Source organism: Kitasatospora purpeofusca, assembly GCF_042691725.1.
Lineage (GTDB): Bacteria > Actinomycetota > Actinomycetes > Streptomycetales > Streptomycetaceae > Kitasatospora > Kitasatospora purpeofusca_B.
The window spans coordinates 8,365,876-8,379,165 of the sequence record NZ_CP170483.1; the positions used below are offsets into that span (position 1 = coordinate 8,365,876).

General features: G+C 76.3%; 13 protein-coding genes. 8 read left to right on the forward strand and 5 right to left on the reverse strand.

Going from position 1 to position 13,290, the window contains the following annotated elements; translation table 11 throughout:
• Nucleotides 1–92 precede the first annotated feature (92 nt).
• Together ACFCLZ_RS36095 and ACFCLZ_RS36100 are read right to left on the reverse strand one after the other, a co-directional pair.
• The gene (locus ACFCLZ_RS36095) at nucleotides 93–1,130 is read right to left on the reverse strand and encodes a hypothetical protein (protein WP_380282128.1); all 1,038 of its coding nucleotides are present in this window, start codon (nucleotides 1,128–1,130) and stop codon (nucleotides 93–95) included.
• Nucleotides 1,127–1,891, reverse strand: coding sequence for a Crp/Fnr family transcriptional regulator (locus ACFCLZ_RS36100; protein WP_380282129.1), 765 nt, complete (start codon nucleotides 1,889–1,891; stop codon nucleotides 1,127–1,129). The genes ACFCLZ_RS36095 and ACFCLZ_RS36100 overlap by 4 nt, the downstream gene beginning before the upstream one ends.
• A 257-nt stretch (nucleotides 1,892–2,148) precedes the next feature.
• Here ACFCLZ_RS36100 and ACFCLZ_RS36105 point away from each other — a divergent pair, with 257 nt between their 5' ends.
• Nucleotides 2,149–3,687, forward strand: a complete 1,539-nt coding sequence (locus tag ACFCLZ_RS36105) for a S8 family serine peptidase (protein ID WP_380282130.1) — start codon at nucleotides 2,149–2,151, stop codon at nucleotides 3,685–3,687.
• Between the two features lie 61 nt (nucleotides 3,688–3,748).
• On the opposite strand, the gene ACFCLZ_RS36110 is transcribed toward ACFCLZ_RS36105, so the two are convergent.
• Nucleotides 3,749–4,651: a LysR substrate-binding domain-containing protein gene (locus ACFCLZ_RS36110; RefSeq protein ID WP_380282131.1), complete on the reverse strand. Its 903-nt coding sequence runs from the start codon at nucleotides 4,649–4,651 to the stop codon at nucleotides 3,749–3,751.
• Nucleotides 4,652–4,766: 115 nt separating this feature from the next.
• On the opposite strand from ACFCLZ_RS36110, the gene ACFCLZ_RS36115 reads away from it, so the two are divergent.
• From ACFCLZ_RS36115 to ACFCLZ_RS36125, 3 genes are all read left to right on the forward strand, one after another.
• The gene (locus ACFCLZ_RS36115; protein WP_380282132.1) at nucleotides 4,767–5,693 is read left to right on the forward strand and encodes a pseudouridine-5'-phosphate glycosidase; all 927 of its coding nucleotides are present in this window, start codon (nucleotides 4,767–4,769) and stop codon (nucleotides 5,691–5,693) included.
• A 3-nt stretch (nucleotides 5,694–5,696) separates the two neighbouring features.
• Nucleotides 5,697–6,602: a carbohydrate kinase family protein gene (locus ACFCLZ_RS36120; RefSeq protein ID WP_380282133.1), complete on the forward strand. Its 906-nt coding sequence runs from the start codon at nucleotides 5,697–5,699 to the stop codon at nucleotides 6,600–6,602.
• Between the two features lie 191 nt (nucleotides 6,603–6,793).
• Complete coding sequence (locus ACFCLZ_RS36125) at nucleotides 6,794–7,027, forward strand: hypothetical protein (RefSeq protein WP_380282134.1); 234 nt, start codon at nucleotides 6,794–6,796, stop codon at nucleotides 7,025–7,027.
• Nucleotides 7,028–7,077: 50 nt separating this feature from the next.
• On the opposite strand, the gene ACFCLZ_RS36130 is transcribed toward ACFCLZ_RS36125, so the two are convergent.
• Entirely contained in the window at nucleotides 7,078–7,980 is a 903-nt protein-coding gene (locus ACFCLZ_RS36130; RefSeq protein WP_380282135.1) for an endonuclease/exonuclease/phosphatase family protein, read from the reverse strand.
• A gap of 164 nt (nucleotides 7,981–8,144) precedes the next feature.
• Nucleotides 8,145–8,819, reverse strand: a complete 675-nt coding sequence (locus tag ACFCLZ_RS36135; RefSeq protein ID WP_380282136.1) for a M15 family metallopeptidase — start codon at nucleotides 8,817–8,819, stop codon at nucleotides 8,145–8,147.
• 142 nt (nucleotides 8,820–8,961) lie between these two features.
• On the opposite strand from ACFCLZ_RS36135, the gene ACFCLZ_RS36140 reads away from it, so the two are divergent.
• From ACFCLZ_RS36140 to ACFCLZ_RS36155, 4 genes are all read left to right on the forward strand, one after another.
• Nucleotides 8,962–9,636, forward strand: a complete 675-nt coding sequence (locus ACFCLZ_RS36140; RefSeq protein WP_380282137.1) for a response regulator transcription factor — start codon at nucleotides 8,962–8,964, stop codon at nucleotides 9,634–9,636.
• On the forward strand, nucleotides 9,633–10,796 hold the full coding sequence (locus ACFCLZ_RS36145; RefSeq protein ID WP_380282138.1) for a sensor histidine kinase: 1,164 nt from the start codon (nucleotides 9,633–9,635) through the stop codon (nucleotides 10,794–10,796). The genes ACFCLZ_RS36140 and ACFCLZ_RS36145 overlap by 4 nt, the downstream gene beginning before the upstream one ends.
• 704 nt (nucleotides 10,797–11,500) lie before the next feature.
• Complete coding sequence (locus ACFCLZ_RS36150) at nucleotides 11,501–12,307, forward strand: putative protein N(5)-glutamine methyltransferase (RefSeq protein ID WP_380282139.1); 807 nt, start codon at nucleotides 11,501–11,503, stop codon at nucleotides 12,305–12,307.
• A gap of 97 nt (nucleotides 12,308–12,404) precedes the next feature.
• Nucleotides 12,405–13,265 (forward strand): NmrA family transcriptional regulator, encoded by an 861-nt coding sequence (locus tag ACFCLZ_RS36155; protein ID WP_380282140.1) that lies wholly within the window; start codon nucleotides 12,405–12,407, stop codon nucleotides 13,263–13,265.
• The last annotated feature ends 25 nt before the right edge of the window (nucleotides 13,266–13,290 follow it).

The following is a 13,290-nucleotide window of genomic DNA, read 5'->3' on the forward strand; positions in this document are numbered from 1 at the left end:
CCGTTCCCCGTTCCCCGTGACAGTGCCGACCACCTTAGCGCGCCGGTGCGGGCCGGCGCGGTGCTTCGTTCGTCATCGACCCGGGGAGCACCTCAGTGGTGCGGCCCGTGCCACCAGTGGTCCGACGAGCCGTCGTGCGGGTCGTGGCCGTGGTGGCCGCCGTGGCCGTCGTCGGTGTGCTGGTCGTCGTCGTAGGTGTCGGTGTCCTCGTGGCGCGGGTCGTCGGTGGTCCAGGCGTCGGTGTCCCAGCCGTCGTGGTGCTGCCCGTGGTGGTGGTCGTCGTCGTGGTGGTCCGGCCGGTGGTCCGCCTGCTGCCCGGCGTCGCGCCCGTGGTGGCGGTCGTGGACGTGGTGCCCGTCGTGCCAGGCGTCCCCGCCGCCGTCCTCGTGGTGCTGCGGCGGGTCGTCGTGGGGGACGTGCGGCGGGGTGGCGCCCAGGGCGGCGCCGAGCAGGCCGTCGCCGAGGCCGTGCAGGAGCGCCGAGCCCGCCGCCCGGCGGCGGGAGCCCGGCGGGGCGGGCGAGGGCAGGGCCACCAGGGCGCCCGAGCGGGGCGTGCCCACCCAGGCGCCCGCCTTGAAGCGTTTGTCCGGGATCGCCACGGTGATCTCGGTGAACTCCTCGACGGGCACTCCGCCCGCACCCGTCGCGAAGGCGTCGGTGAACAGGTCGTCGGCGACCACCAGCACCAGGTCGGTGTCCGGTGTGTCCTTGAGCGCGGCCCGGGCCTGCGCGCAGTCCAGCAGCCGGCAGGCCGTCTCCACCGAACGGGCCACGTAGCCCAGCGGCGCCCGCTGCACCCCGCCCTGGGCGAGGGCCGCCCGGATCCGCAGCCGACCGGACGCCCCGGGCGCCCGGTTGAGCGTGTGCAGCGCGTCGCGCAGGCCGAGGACCAGGCCCGGCAGCGCCTTCGCCTCGTCGACGTCGGGCGGCAGCAGGAGCAGTTGGCCGTCGCCCCGGTCCTGGGACTCGCAGCGCGACCGGTGGACGCCGGCCCGGTCGCAGGCGTGGTCCAGCGCGCGGTCCAGCCGCTCCTGGACCTTCTGCTGGACCCGGTACGGCCGGCCGCCGTAGGCCTCGATGTCGACGACCAGGCAGATCCGCCGCAGCCGGGGGGCCGTCGCGCCGCTCATGACCGGCCACCGCCGTCCGGCGGGAGCGGCACGCCGGCCGCCCGGGCGAGCAGGTCCCGGTCGAGGACGACGAGTTCGCGGTAGCTGGTGCGCACGGCGCCCTGGTCGCGCAGGGTGCGCAGCGAGCGTTCGACGCTGGCGGGGGAGAGCCGGGCGAGCGTGGCCAGGTCGGCGTGGCTGAGCGGGACGTCGATCCGCAGGCCGTCCTCGACGGGGGTGCCGTAGGAGCCGAGCAGGGTGTGCAGGGTGCGGGCGAGCCGGGCCAGGCCGGTGCCGTGGCCGGCGTCGACCCGGTGGCGGGTGGCCGAGCGCAGCTTGCGGGTGACCGAGCGCTGGACGGCGAGGGCGGCGGCGGGCCGGTCGGCGAGGAAGTCCAGGAAGGCCGGGCCGCCGATCTCCCGGGTGGTGCTGGTGCGCACCGCGAGGACGCTGGCCGAGCGCGGCTCGCCGTCCAGCACGGCCAGTTCGCCGAGGAGTTCGCCGGGGAGCCGGACGGCGAGCAGGGCCTCGCCGCCGTCCTCGGTGGCGGCGACCACCTTGACGCACCCGGTCAGCAACAGGGCGGCCCGGTCGCCCGGTTCGCCCTCGATCATCAGGGCCTCGCCCGGCGCGTAGACCCGCCGGGTGCCGAGCCGCCCGAGTTCCCGCAGGTCGACGGCGTCGAGGCCGGTGAACGGCCCGCGCACGAAGGGGGTGGTCCGGGCGGCGCCGGGTCTGCCCGGTTCCCCGTCCGGTCCCGTCACGTCGCGTGCGCTGTGCATGGTGCCTGCCCCCACCCGGTCGGCAACCCCGCCCCAACAGGGCGATTCCGTACGGAAGATAGCGCACCGCCCGGTGCGGTGTCAGTCTCGGCGCACCGCGCACCGCCCGTCCCGCGCGGATCCCCGACCGGTCGTCGGCGAAGCACAACGGCCGCCGGTTGCCAGGAATCTGACGGTCAGTCAGTCTTTGCGGACAGGTCGATACCGGAGGGGGTCGGATGATGGGTCCAGGGCGACGTCTGCGCAGGGTCTGCGCGGTGCTCGGCACGGCCGCGGTCCTGACGATCGGCGCCGGCGGGGTGTTCCCCGCCTCGGCGGCGGTCCCGGAGGGGGTGGTGCAGGGCGAGGGCTCGCCGGCCGCCGTCCCCGGAAGCTATCTGGTCGTACTCGAACCCACCGCTTCGGCGGCGGGTTCGGTCGCGGACGGTGCGGCGGCGCTGGCCCGCTCCTACGGCGGCACGGTGCGCCGCAGCTACGACGCCGCACTGCGCGGCTTCTCCGCCGACCTCACCGCGAAACAGGCCCGCCGGCTGGCCGCCGACCCGTCGGTGGCGCTCGTCTCGCAGAACCGCCGGGTGCGGGCCGACGGCGTGCAGACGGCGCCGGACTCCTGGGGCCTGGACCGGATCGACCAGCGCCGCATCCCGTACGACGACCGCTACACCTACCCGGACACGGCGGGCGCCGGGGTGACGGCGTACATCGTGGACACCGGGGTGCGGATCACCGCGGAGGAGTTCGGCGGGCGGGCCTCGTACGGCTACGACGCGATCGACAACGACAACGTCGCGGAGGACGGCCACGGCCACGGCACGCACGTCGCGGGGACGGTGGCCAGCGCGTCCTTCGGGGTCGCCAAGGCCGCGAGGATCGTCGCCGTGCGGGTGATGAACGACGACGGCGAGGGCACCACGGAGCAGGTGGTCGCCGGCATCGACTGGGTCACCAAGCACGCCGTCCGCCCGGCCGTGGTCAACATGAGCCTGGGCAGCGACCCGGACCCGGCGATGGACGCGGCGGTCGCGGGGTCCATCGCGACGGGCCTGACCTACACGGTGGCCGCGGGCAACCAGAGCGTGGACGCGAGCGAGCACTCCCCGGCCCGGGTGCCGAGCGCCATCACCGTCGGCGCGACCGACCGGGACGACGTCCAGGCCTCGTTCTCCAACTACGGCCCCCTGGTGGACCTCTACGCGCCCGGGGTGGACATCACCTCGGTGTGGCACGTGGTCGACATGGGCGGTCTGGGCATCGGCATGTCGGGCACCTCGATGGCCGCCCCGCACGCGGCGGGCGCCGTCGCGCTGTACCTGGCGTCGCACCCGAGCGCCACCCCCGCCCAGGTGTCCGCGGCGCTGACCTCGGCGGCGACCGTCGGCGCGCTGCACGGCCTCGGCACGGGCTCCCCGGACCGCCTGCTGTACACCGGAACGGTGCCCAACCGGACGCGCGGCCCGCGGTTCGCCGCCCCGGGCCCGGTGCCGTTCGAGGGGGTCGGCACGGTCGAGTCGCCCGTCACCGTCACCGGGGTCCCCGGCAAGGCGCCCCGTGACCTCGATGTCTCCGTGGACATCGACTACTGGTGGCGCGGCGACCTCAAGGTCGAGCTGGTGGCCCCGGACGGCGCGGTGTTCCTTCTGCACGACACCAACATTGGGGAGGCCTACTCGAACCTGGTCGGCGTGTACGGGGTGGACGCCTCCGCGCACACCGCGGCCGGGGTCTGGCGGCTGCGGGTGACCGACGTCGGCGGCTACTTCCCCGGCACCGTCAACAGCTGGTCGCTGCTGTTCTGACGGCGCTGCGGCGGCCGCCCGGCAGGCGTCGGCCGCCCGGCACGCGTCGGCCGTCCGGTGCTCAGCACGCCTCCAGGGCGGCCGCCTCCTCGCGGATCAGCTCGCGCAGCGCCGCGAGGGCGGGGCGGCGGTCGTCCAGGCGCCACTGGAGCTCCAGCGGCAGGGTGGCCCGGCCGGCCGCCCGCAGGGTCACCACGTCCCCGGTGAGGTGGCCGGTCATCGAGGCGGGGACGAGCGAGAACGCCCGGCTCTGCGCCAGCAGGTAGAGCCGGGAGCCGACGATCCGGGCCGGGCCGACCAGCACCGGCGGCTCCACCCCGTGCTCGGCGCACAGCGCCAGCACATGGTCGTAGTAGCGCGGGCTCTGCTCGCGCGGCCACAGCAGCAGCGGCAGGTCGCCCAGCTCGTCCAGCCGGACGGCCTCCCGCCCGGCCAGCGGATGGTCCCGGCTGAGCGCGACCCGCACCGGCTCGTCGGCGATCCGCTCCCGCCGGTAGCCGGGCACGTCGTCGAGGAAGCGGCCGAGGCCGATGTCGGCGAGCTCGGCGGCCAGCGTCGGCGAGACCCGGCCGGTGTCCACCGACAGCTCGGCCAGTACCAGCTCCGGCAGCTCGCGCTCGGCGCGGCTGACCACGGCCGGCAGCAGCCGGTTGACCACGGTGGGGGAGGCGACGATCCGCGCCGTGCCCAGCCGCGCCTCCTCGTGCAGCCGCACCCGCGCCAGCAGCGCGTCGGCCCGGTCGAGCAGAGCGGCGGACTCGGCGGCCATCACCTCCCCGGCCGAGGTCAGCCGCACCGCCCGGCGGCTGCGGTCGAACAGCTCCACCCCGACGGCCCGCTCCAGCCGGGCGACCTCCTGGCTGACCGTCGGCTGGGAGATGTGCAGCCGCTCGGCGGCCCGGCCGAAGTGCAGGGTGTCGGCCACCGCGAGGAAGACCTCCAGCTGGCGCAGGGTGAGACTCATAGCCGAAAGCCTATGAGAAGGGCCGGTATTCATTCTGGATCCCGATCTGATCGCTCCCTACGCTGAAGCCACCCCTGCCACACCGTGGTGGCAGCCTCACAGGGAGCACACCGCCATGACCGGACTGCCCATCCGCATCTCCGAGGAAGTCGCCGGGGCCGTCGCCGCCGGCGCCCCCGTCGTCGCCCTGGAGTCGACGATCTTCACGCACGGGCTGCCCCGGCCGCGCAATCTGGAGGTCGCGCTGGAGGCGGAGGAGCGGCTGCGGTCCGCCGGCGTCGTCCCGGCGACCATCGGCGTCTTCGCGGGCGTGCCCACGGTGGGCCTGTCCACCGAGCAGATCAAGGAGCTGTCCGAGTCCGACGACCTGGACAAGTCCAGCCTGCGCGACCTCCCGGTGGTCTCCGCGCTCGGCCGCCACGGCGGCACCACCGTCGCCGCCACCGCCTTCCTCGCGCACCGCGCCGGGATCCGGGTCTTCTCCACCGGCGGTCTCGGCGGCGTCCACCTCGGCGCCTCCGAGAGCTTCGACGAGTCCGCCGACCTGGTCACCCTGGCCACCACCCCGGTCACCGTGATCAGCGCCGGCGTGAAGTCGATCCTCGACATCCGGGCCACCCTGGAGCGCTTCGAGACCCTCAACATCCCGGTCATCGGCTACCGCACCCGCCGCTACCCCGGCTTCTACGTCACCGATTCCGGCCACGCGATCGCCTACCGGGTCGACACCCCCGAGGAGGCCGCCCGGGTGATCGAGGCCCGCGACGGCCTGCGGCTGCCGCAGGCCGTCCTCATCGCCAACCCGGTCGACCCCGACAAGCAGCTCCCGCCGCAGGAACTGGAGGCGCTGCTCACCCGCGCCTGGGCCGAGGCCGAGCGCCGGGGCATCACCGGCAACGCCTCCACTCCGTTCCTGCTCGACTTCATCCAGCGCGACACCCAGGGCCGCAGCCTGGAGGTGAACGTCGAGGTCTACCGGGGCAACGTCCGGCTGGGCGGGGAGATCGCCACCGCGCTGGCCGCCGCCCGAAGCGAGGGCTGACCGGTGCTCGGCGTGCTCGGCGACCTCGTCGAGGACATCGTCGTCTGGGTGGCCGGCCCGCTGCGGCACGGCACCGACTCCGCCGCCCGGGTCTTCCGGCAGCGCGGCGGCAGCGCCGCCAACGTCGCCGCCTTCGCCGCCGACCAGTGCCCCACGAGGTTCCTCGGCTGCGTCGGCGACGACCCGGCCGGGCACGGCCTGACCGACGAACTGGCGGCCCACGGCGTGGAGGTGCGGGTCGCGCGGCGCGGGAGGACCGGCAGCGTCGTCGTCCTCATCGACGACGCCGGCGAGCGCACCATGCTCCCCGACCGGGGCGCGGCCACCCTGCTGGAGACCGTCCCGGACACCTGGCTGGACGGACTCACCCACCTGCACGTGCCCGCCTACTCCTTCGACGGGGAACCGGTCGGCACGGCCGCCGTCGACGCGCTGCGCCGGGTCCGGGCGGCCGGCGGCACCACCTCGCTGGACGCCTCGTCGACCGGCATGCTGGAGGGCTTCGGCCGCGAGCGCTTCCTGGCCCTCGCCGCCGGACTCGCGCCCGCCCTGCTGTTCGCCAACCGCGAGGAGTCCGCGTACCTGGGGCTGCTCGTCGACGGCCGCCCGGGGCCGCAGCGGGCCCGGCTGGCGGCCACCACGGTGGTCACCAAGGCGGGCGCGGAGGCGACCACGATCGACGTGCCGGGGCGGCGGCCGTTCACCGTGCCGGTGCCGCCGGTCGGCGAGGTCCGCGACCTGACCGGCGCGGGCGACGCCTTCGCGGCGGGCTTCCTCGCCGCCTTCCTGGACGTGCGGCCGGCGGGCACCGGGCCCGGCGAGGCCGGGCTGCGGGAGGCCGCCGCACGCGGGCACCGCTGCGCCGCGCGGGTGCTGGCCTCGCCCGGCGCGTCCTGTCCGCGGGACTGAGCCGGGCCGGGCGGGGCCCGGTCGGGTGGGGCCGGGTGGGGCTGGGGCCGGGTCGGCCGGGTGGGTCCGGGGTCGGGTCGGCCGGTTGTCCGGGACACGCTCACCAACGGCGCAGCGTCCGGGCGGCGGGGAGGCGCGTGCGGTAGGAGATGGCTCGTCCCATCGCCCACCCGACAAGGGGTTCCCTCGCCATGACACTCGCCAGATCCGCCGCCCGCGCGATCGGGTCCGCTCTGCTGCTCGCCGCCGCGCTGCTGGCCGTGCCGCTCAGCGCCGCCCAGCCGGCCGCCGCCCAGGGGCCGCGCAACGAGAAGGAGGCGGCGGTGTGCCGCCACGTCCTCGGCAGTCTCTTCGCCTTCGCCGGCCACCACGTGACCGAGGCCTGCGCCGTCCGGCCGCAGGACGCCGCGCCCGCGACCGGTTGAGGCCCTCCGCCCGTCCCGTCCCTCCGGGGGCGGGACGGGCGCTGCCGCCGTCACGCCGTGAGCCTCGCCGCCACCGGGCGGTGGTCACTGGGCGTCGCGGGCAGGGTCCAGGTGTCGGTGGCGGTGAGCTCCCGGGTGAGGATGTGGTCGATGCGGACCAGCGGGAGGGCCGCGGGCCAGCTGAAGCCGAAGCCGGTGGCGGCGGGGGTGAGGCGGTCGGTGAGCGGGGCGAGGGCGCGGTCGTGGGAGGCCGTGTTGAGATCACCCAGCAACAGGACCCGGCGCAGCGGTTCGCCGTCCAGGGCCGCGGCGAGGGCGGCGATGTCGCGGTCGCGGTGGGCGGTGGCGAACCCGCTGACGGTCGTCCGCACCGAGGCGAGGTGGGCCACGTAGACGGCCACCGGCCCACCGGGAGCGCGGACCTCGGCCCGCAGGGAGCGGTTCCAGCCGGGGTCGATGACCAGCCGCCGCGACTCCGTCACCGGGTAGCGGCTCCACAGGGCCACCGTGCCGGTGCGGGCGAGGTGGGGCAGCGCCCCGTCGAGCACGCTCCGGTAGGCGGGCAGCGCGGCGTCGGTGACCTCCTCCAGGGCGACCAGGTCCGGGCCTGCGGCGAGCAGCGCGCGGGCCGTGGCGGCCGGGTCGCGGTTGGCGGCGTTGACGTTGTGGGTGACCACCGTCAGGCCCGGCCCGCCCGCCGCCGCGCCCGGCGGCGCCCCGCCGGACAGCAGCCCCGGCCCGAACACCACCGCCCACACCAGGGCCGGCACCACGGCCGCGCAGGCCGCCGCCGGTGCCCGGCGCAGCGCCGCGCACAGCAGCACCGCCGGCGCCACCAGACCGCTCCAGGGCAGGGCGCTCTCCCACAGGCGGCCGAGGCCGAGGCCCAGGTCCGGCACCAGCCGGTGGCCGCCGAGGGCGAGGGCGGTGAGCAGTCCGGCCACGGCGGGCACGAGCCCGCGCCGCCACCGGGGGACGAGCCGCCACCGGGCGGCGGGCCTCCGCCCGGGCGCGGCCCGTCGCCGCCGGGGCGGCCGGCCGGGGTCCGCGGGCGGCCGGTCGGGGTCCGCGGGAGGCCCGGGAAGGACCGCGGTCGTCGTGCGCCCCCTCATCCTGCTCATCCTGCGGCGTCCTGGAGCAGCGCCGGGCAGGTCCCGCCGGGCCGGGTGAGCAGTTCGAAGTGCCAGATCTCGTTGGCGTACACCTGGCACAGCCCGTACCGGGCGCCGTGCTGGATGAGCCAGTAGTCGGCGTCGGTCGGGCCGACGTCGACCGCCTTGCCGGTGACGTGCGCGGACTTGTCCGGCGTGTTGACGAACTGCCGGGCCTGCTCCAGGCTCCCGTACCTGGTCACCGCCCGGTCCAGCAGCCGCTGCTGGTAGGCCTTGCTGCGCCAGCCGGAGGTGACGGTCATCTCGATGCGCTGGGCCCGGGCGTCGGTGGCCGCCCGCTGAAGAGCCTCGCGCAGCGGGCCGTCCAGGTTGCCCACCGCCGGGGTGGCGGTGTCGAAGGGGCTCGGTGCGCGGCCGTCGGGTATCTCCCCGTCCGCCTCCGGCCCGGTCGCCGTCGGGGTCGGCGTCGGGGTCGCCGTGGCCGTGCCCGTCGCTGCTCCCGCTGTGACGGACAGAGCGGCCCGGGCGGCCCGGGTTTGCGGCGGGTCGGCGGCGCACGCCCCGACCAGGGCCAGCAGGGCCACCGCCGAGGTCCCCGCAGCCAGCCGTCGCCCGGCCCGTGCCGAGGTCGCCGCGGGCGTGCCCGCCTCCGTGCCCGTCCTCGTCCGGCGTGTGTCCATCGTTGCCTCCCGATGTGTTCGTGCGTTCCCGGACCATTGGAGGAGGCGCCGTGTTGCGAGGACGTCTGCGCGGGCCGATACGTTTTCGATAGGCCCCATCGGGTCCAATGGGATGTGAACGGCGAAGACGGGAGAACGGCACGTGCGGGTCCTGGTGGTGGAGGACGAGATCTACCTCGCGGAGGCGGTCCAGGCCGGACTGCGGCTGGAGGCGATCGCCTGCGACATCGTCACCGACGGTGACGCGGCGCTGGAGCGCCTCGCCGTCCACGCCTACGACGTCGTCGTCCTCGACCGCGACATTCCCGGCACCCACGGTGACGACGTCTGCCGCAGCATCGTGGCGAGCGGCCTGGGCTGCCGGGTCCTGATGCTCACCGCCGCCGCCCGCCTCAACGAGAAGGTCGCCGGCTTCGAACTCGGCGCCGACGACTACCTCACCAAGCCCTTCGACCTCGCCGAACTCGTCGTACGACTGCGCTCGCTGGCCCGCCGCCCGGCCCAGGCGGCCCCGCCCGTCCTGGAGTACGCCGGACTGCGCCTGGACCCCTTCCGCCGCGAGGTCTACCGCGACGGCCGCTACGTGGGCCTGTCCCGCAAGCAGTTCGCCGTCCTGGAGGTCCTGATGACGGCACGCGGCGGCGTCATCAGCGCCGAGGAACTGCTGGAACGCGCCTGGGACGAGAACGCCGACCCCTTCACCAACGCGGTCCGCATCACCATCTCCGGCCTGCGCAAACGCCTCGGCGACCCGTGGGTGATCCAGACCGTGCCGGGCGTCGGCTACCGCCTCGGCGAGGAGGACCCCCGACGGTGAACAAGCCCCCTCGGGCCGGGCGCCCGCCCGGCCGCAGCCCGCACGGCACGCGCCCGCGCCGGCTGACCGCGCGGATGCGGCTGACCCTCAGCTACACCCTCTTCGCCGTCACCGCGGGCACCCTCTCGCTCGCCGTGGTCTACGTCGGCATGCGCTACATCCCCAACTACCCCCTGACCTCCTCCAACCCGCGCTACCGCTCCGACGCCCCCTCGCGCCAGGAGATCCTGCGCTCGCTGCTCACCACCAGCGGCTACGCCCTCGCCCTGCTGACCGCCGTCGGCCTGGCCGGCGGCTGGCTGATCGCCGGCCGGGTGCTGCGCCCGCTCAAGGACATCACCGGCGCCGCGCACCGCGCCGCGAGCGGGGCACTGGAGCACCGCATCGCCCTCACCGGGCCGCGCGACGAGTTCACCGAGCTCTCCGACGCCTTCGACGAGATGCTGGCACGCCTCCAGCGCTCCTTCGAGGCCCAGCAGCGCTTCGCCGCCAACGCCTCCCACGAACTGCGCACCCCGCTGGCGATCACCCGCACCATGCTCCAGGTCGCCGCCGCCGACCCGGCCGGCCAGGACTGGGGCAAGCTGGTCACCCGCCTCCAGGACACCAACCAGCGCGGCATCGAGATCAGCGAGGCCCTGCTCCAGCTCGCCGACCTCGGCCACACCGCGCCCGACCTCGCCCCCACCGACCTCGCCGCCGCCGTCGAGGAGGCGCTGGCCGCCGTCCGCGACGAGGCCGCGGCCCTCGGCGTCCGGCTCACCGCCGACCTGCGCCCCGCCCCGACCACCGGCAACCCCGTCCTGCTGCGCCAGGCGGCCGTCAACCTGCTCCACAACGCGCTGCGGCACAACCTGCCCGAGGGCGGCCGGGTCACCGTGGTCACCGGGGCCGACCCGCGGCGGCCCGGACGGGTGCGCCTCGGCGTCTCCAACACCGGCCCGCAGCTGACGGCCGAGGCCGTGGCCACCTTCACCGAGCCCTTCCTGCGCGGGCGCGGGCGCACCGCCGGGAGCGATCCGGCCCGCCGCGGCCACGGCCTGGGCCTGGCGATCGTGGCGGCCGTCGCCGAGGCCCACCACGGGGAGCTCCAGCTGGCCCCCGAACCGGCCGGCGGCCTGCGGGTGACCCTCGACCTGCCCGGCCCGCCCGAGGACTGACGACGCACGGTCCCGGCGCGGGGCGTCGGCCCAGCAGCGGGGCGGGCGCCCCCGCCAGGTCCGCCGGCACCCGGACGCGCACGGCCGCCTGCCCGGCCGGCACCTCGGCGCCCGGGCCGCCCGCGACCTCCGCCGTCCACGGCGCCCGGGTCGGCCCGCCGAGCACCGGCCGCCGTCCGGGTCACACCGTCGAGGTCGCACAGCACCGCCCCCGTGCCGGGGGGTCGTCATCGCTCCCTGTCCGCCGGCGGCCGTCCGGGACGGATACGCCGCCGAACGGGCCGGTGGACGTCGGCGGCGACGGGCGCTCTCCGCCGCGCACGCGCCACCCTTCCGGTGCCCGGACCGGCGCGGGCGCCGCCGTACCACGGCCACCCGAGCGCGCGCCGCCCGGGCGATCCACGGCGGATGACGCGCTCACTCGTGTTCCGCCCCGAAAAAGGGGCTCTCGGGCGCGCGGCGGGTGCGGTATGGTGACGGGCGCCGCAGTAGTACGCGTAGAGACGGGGAGGTGAGAACCCATGACCGCTGTGCCGGAACGGGTGCTCCCCGGCCGCGACCGCGACACCCTCGCGCAGGACCACGCCAGGCCGTAGCGCCGGCCGCCGTCCGGAGCGCGCGGGACCGTCCGCCGTCCGGCGACGCATCGTGCGGGGAGCCCCGGGTCGGACGACGTCCTCCCACCTGTGCTCCGAGGGGTTCCCTTGCCTGTCCACCCGTCCGCCAACCTCCGCTCCGCCGTCACCGCCCGGCTGCGCGCCGCCGGCTGCGTCTTCGCCGAGGACGAGGCGCGCATCCTGCTCGCCGCCGCCGCGACGCCCGCCGAACTCGCCGCCATGGTCCGCGGCCGCGCCGCCGGCCGACCGCTCGAACACGTCGCCGGCTGGGCCGAGTTCGCCGGCCTGCGGATCGCCGTCGACCCCGGCGTCTTCGTGCCCCGCCGGCGCAGCGAGTTCCTGGCCCGCTCCGCCGCCGCGCTCGCCCGCGAGGACGCGCTGGTGGTCGACCTGTGCTGCGGCACCGGCGCCCTCGGCGCGGCGCTCGCCGCCACCGTCGGCCACCCCGTCCGGCTGTACGCCGCCGACCTCGACCCCGCCGCCGTCCGCTGCGCCCGGCGCAACCTCGCCGCGACCGGCGCCGAGGTGTTCGAGGGCGACCTCTTCGAGGCCCTGCCGCCCGGACTGCGCGGCCGGGTGGACGTGCTGCTCGCCAACGTCCCGTACGTGCCCACCGCCGACATCGCGCTGCTGCCGGCCGAGGCCCGGCTGCACGAGGCCCGGCCGGCGCTGGACGGCGGCGCCGACGGCCTCGACGTGCTGCGCCGGGTGGCCGCCGACGCCCCGCGGTGGCTCGCCCCGGGCGGCGCCCTGCTCTTCGAGACCAGCGACCAGCAGGCCGCCGCCGCCCTCGGCGTGGTCACCGCCGCCGGCCTCGCCGCCGCCCTCGGCTACGACGAGGACCTCGACGCCACCGTGGTCACCGCCACCCGGCCGCCGGCCGCCGCGTCGTAGCCCGCGTGGCCGTGGCCGCGCGGCCGTAGACGCGCAGACATGCGGCTGAGCGCGACGGCCATGTCCGGGCGGCGGCGCGCGGAGTTGACTGATGCCCATGAACGAGAAGACGAACAGCACCCAGCAGCCCACCACCTCCGCCACCGCCGCCGCCCGGACCGTCCTGGTCACCGGAGGCACCGGCAAGACCGGCCGGCGCGTCGCCGAGCGCCTCACCGCGCTCGGCCACACCGCCCGGATCGGCTCGCGCACCGCGCCGGTCCCGTTCGATTGGAACGACGACACGACCTGGGACGCCGCCCTCGACGGCGTCAGCGCCGCCTACCTCGCCTACTACCCCGACCTCGCCTTCCCCGGCGCCGTGGAGAGCGTCGGCGCCTTCGCCCGGCACGCCGCCAAGGCCGGGATCGAGCGCCTGGTGCTGCTCTCCGGGCGCGGCGAGGAGGCCGCGCAGGCCGCCGAGGCGGCGGTCGCCGAGGCCGGCACCGGCTGGACGGTGGTCCGCTGCGCGTGGTTCTCCCAGAACTTCTCCGAGAGCTTCTTCCGGGACGCGGTGCTCGCGGGCGAGCTGGCGCTGCCGACCGGCACCGCCGTCGAGCCGTTCATCGACGCGGACGACATCGCCGACGTCGCCGTGGCGGCGCTCACCGAGGACGGCCACGACGGCGAGGTCTACGAGTTGACCGGCCCGCGCCTGCTCTCCTTCGCGGACGCCGCGGCCGAGCTGTCCGCGGCGACCGGGCGGGACATCCGCTTCACGCCGATCGCCGTCGAGGAGTGCCGCGAGATGCTGGCGGCCATCGGCCTGCCCGGCGACTTCGCCGACCTGTTCACGCTGATCCTGGACGGCCGCAACGCCTGCCTGGCGGACGGTGTGCGGCGGGCGCTCGGCCGCGAGCCGCGCGACTTCGCCGACTTCGCCCGGGACGCTGCCGCGTCGGGCCTCTGGAACGTCTGAACACCCCCGCCGAACCCTCGCTGTT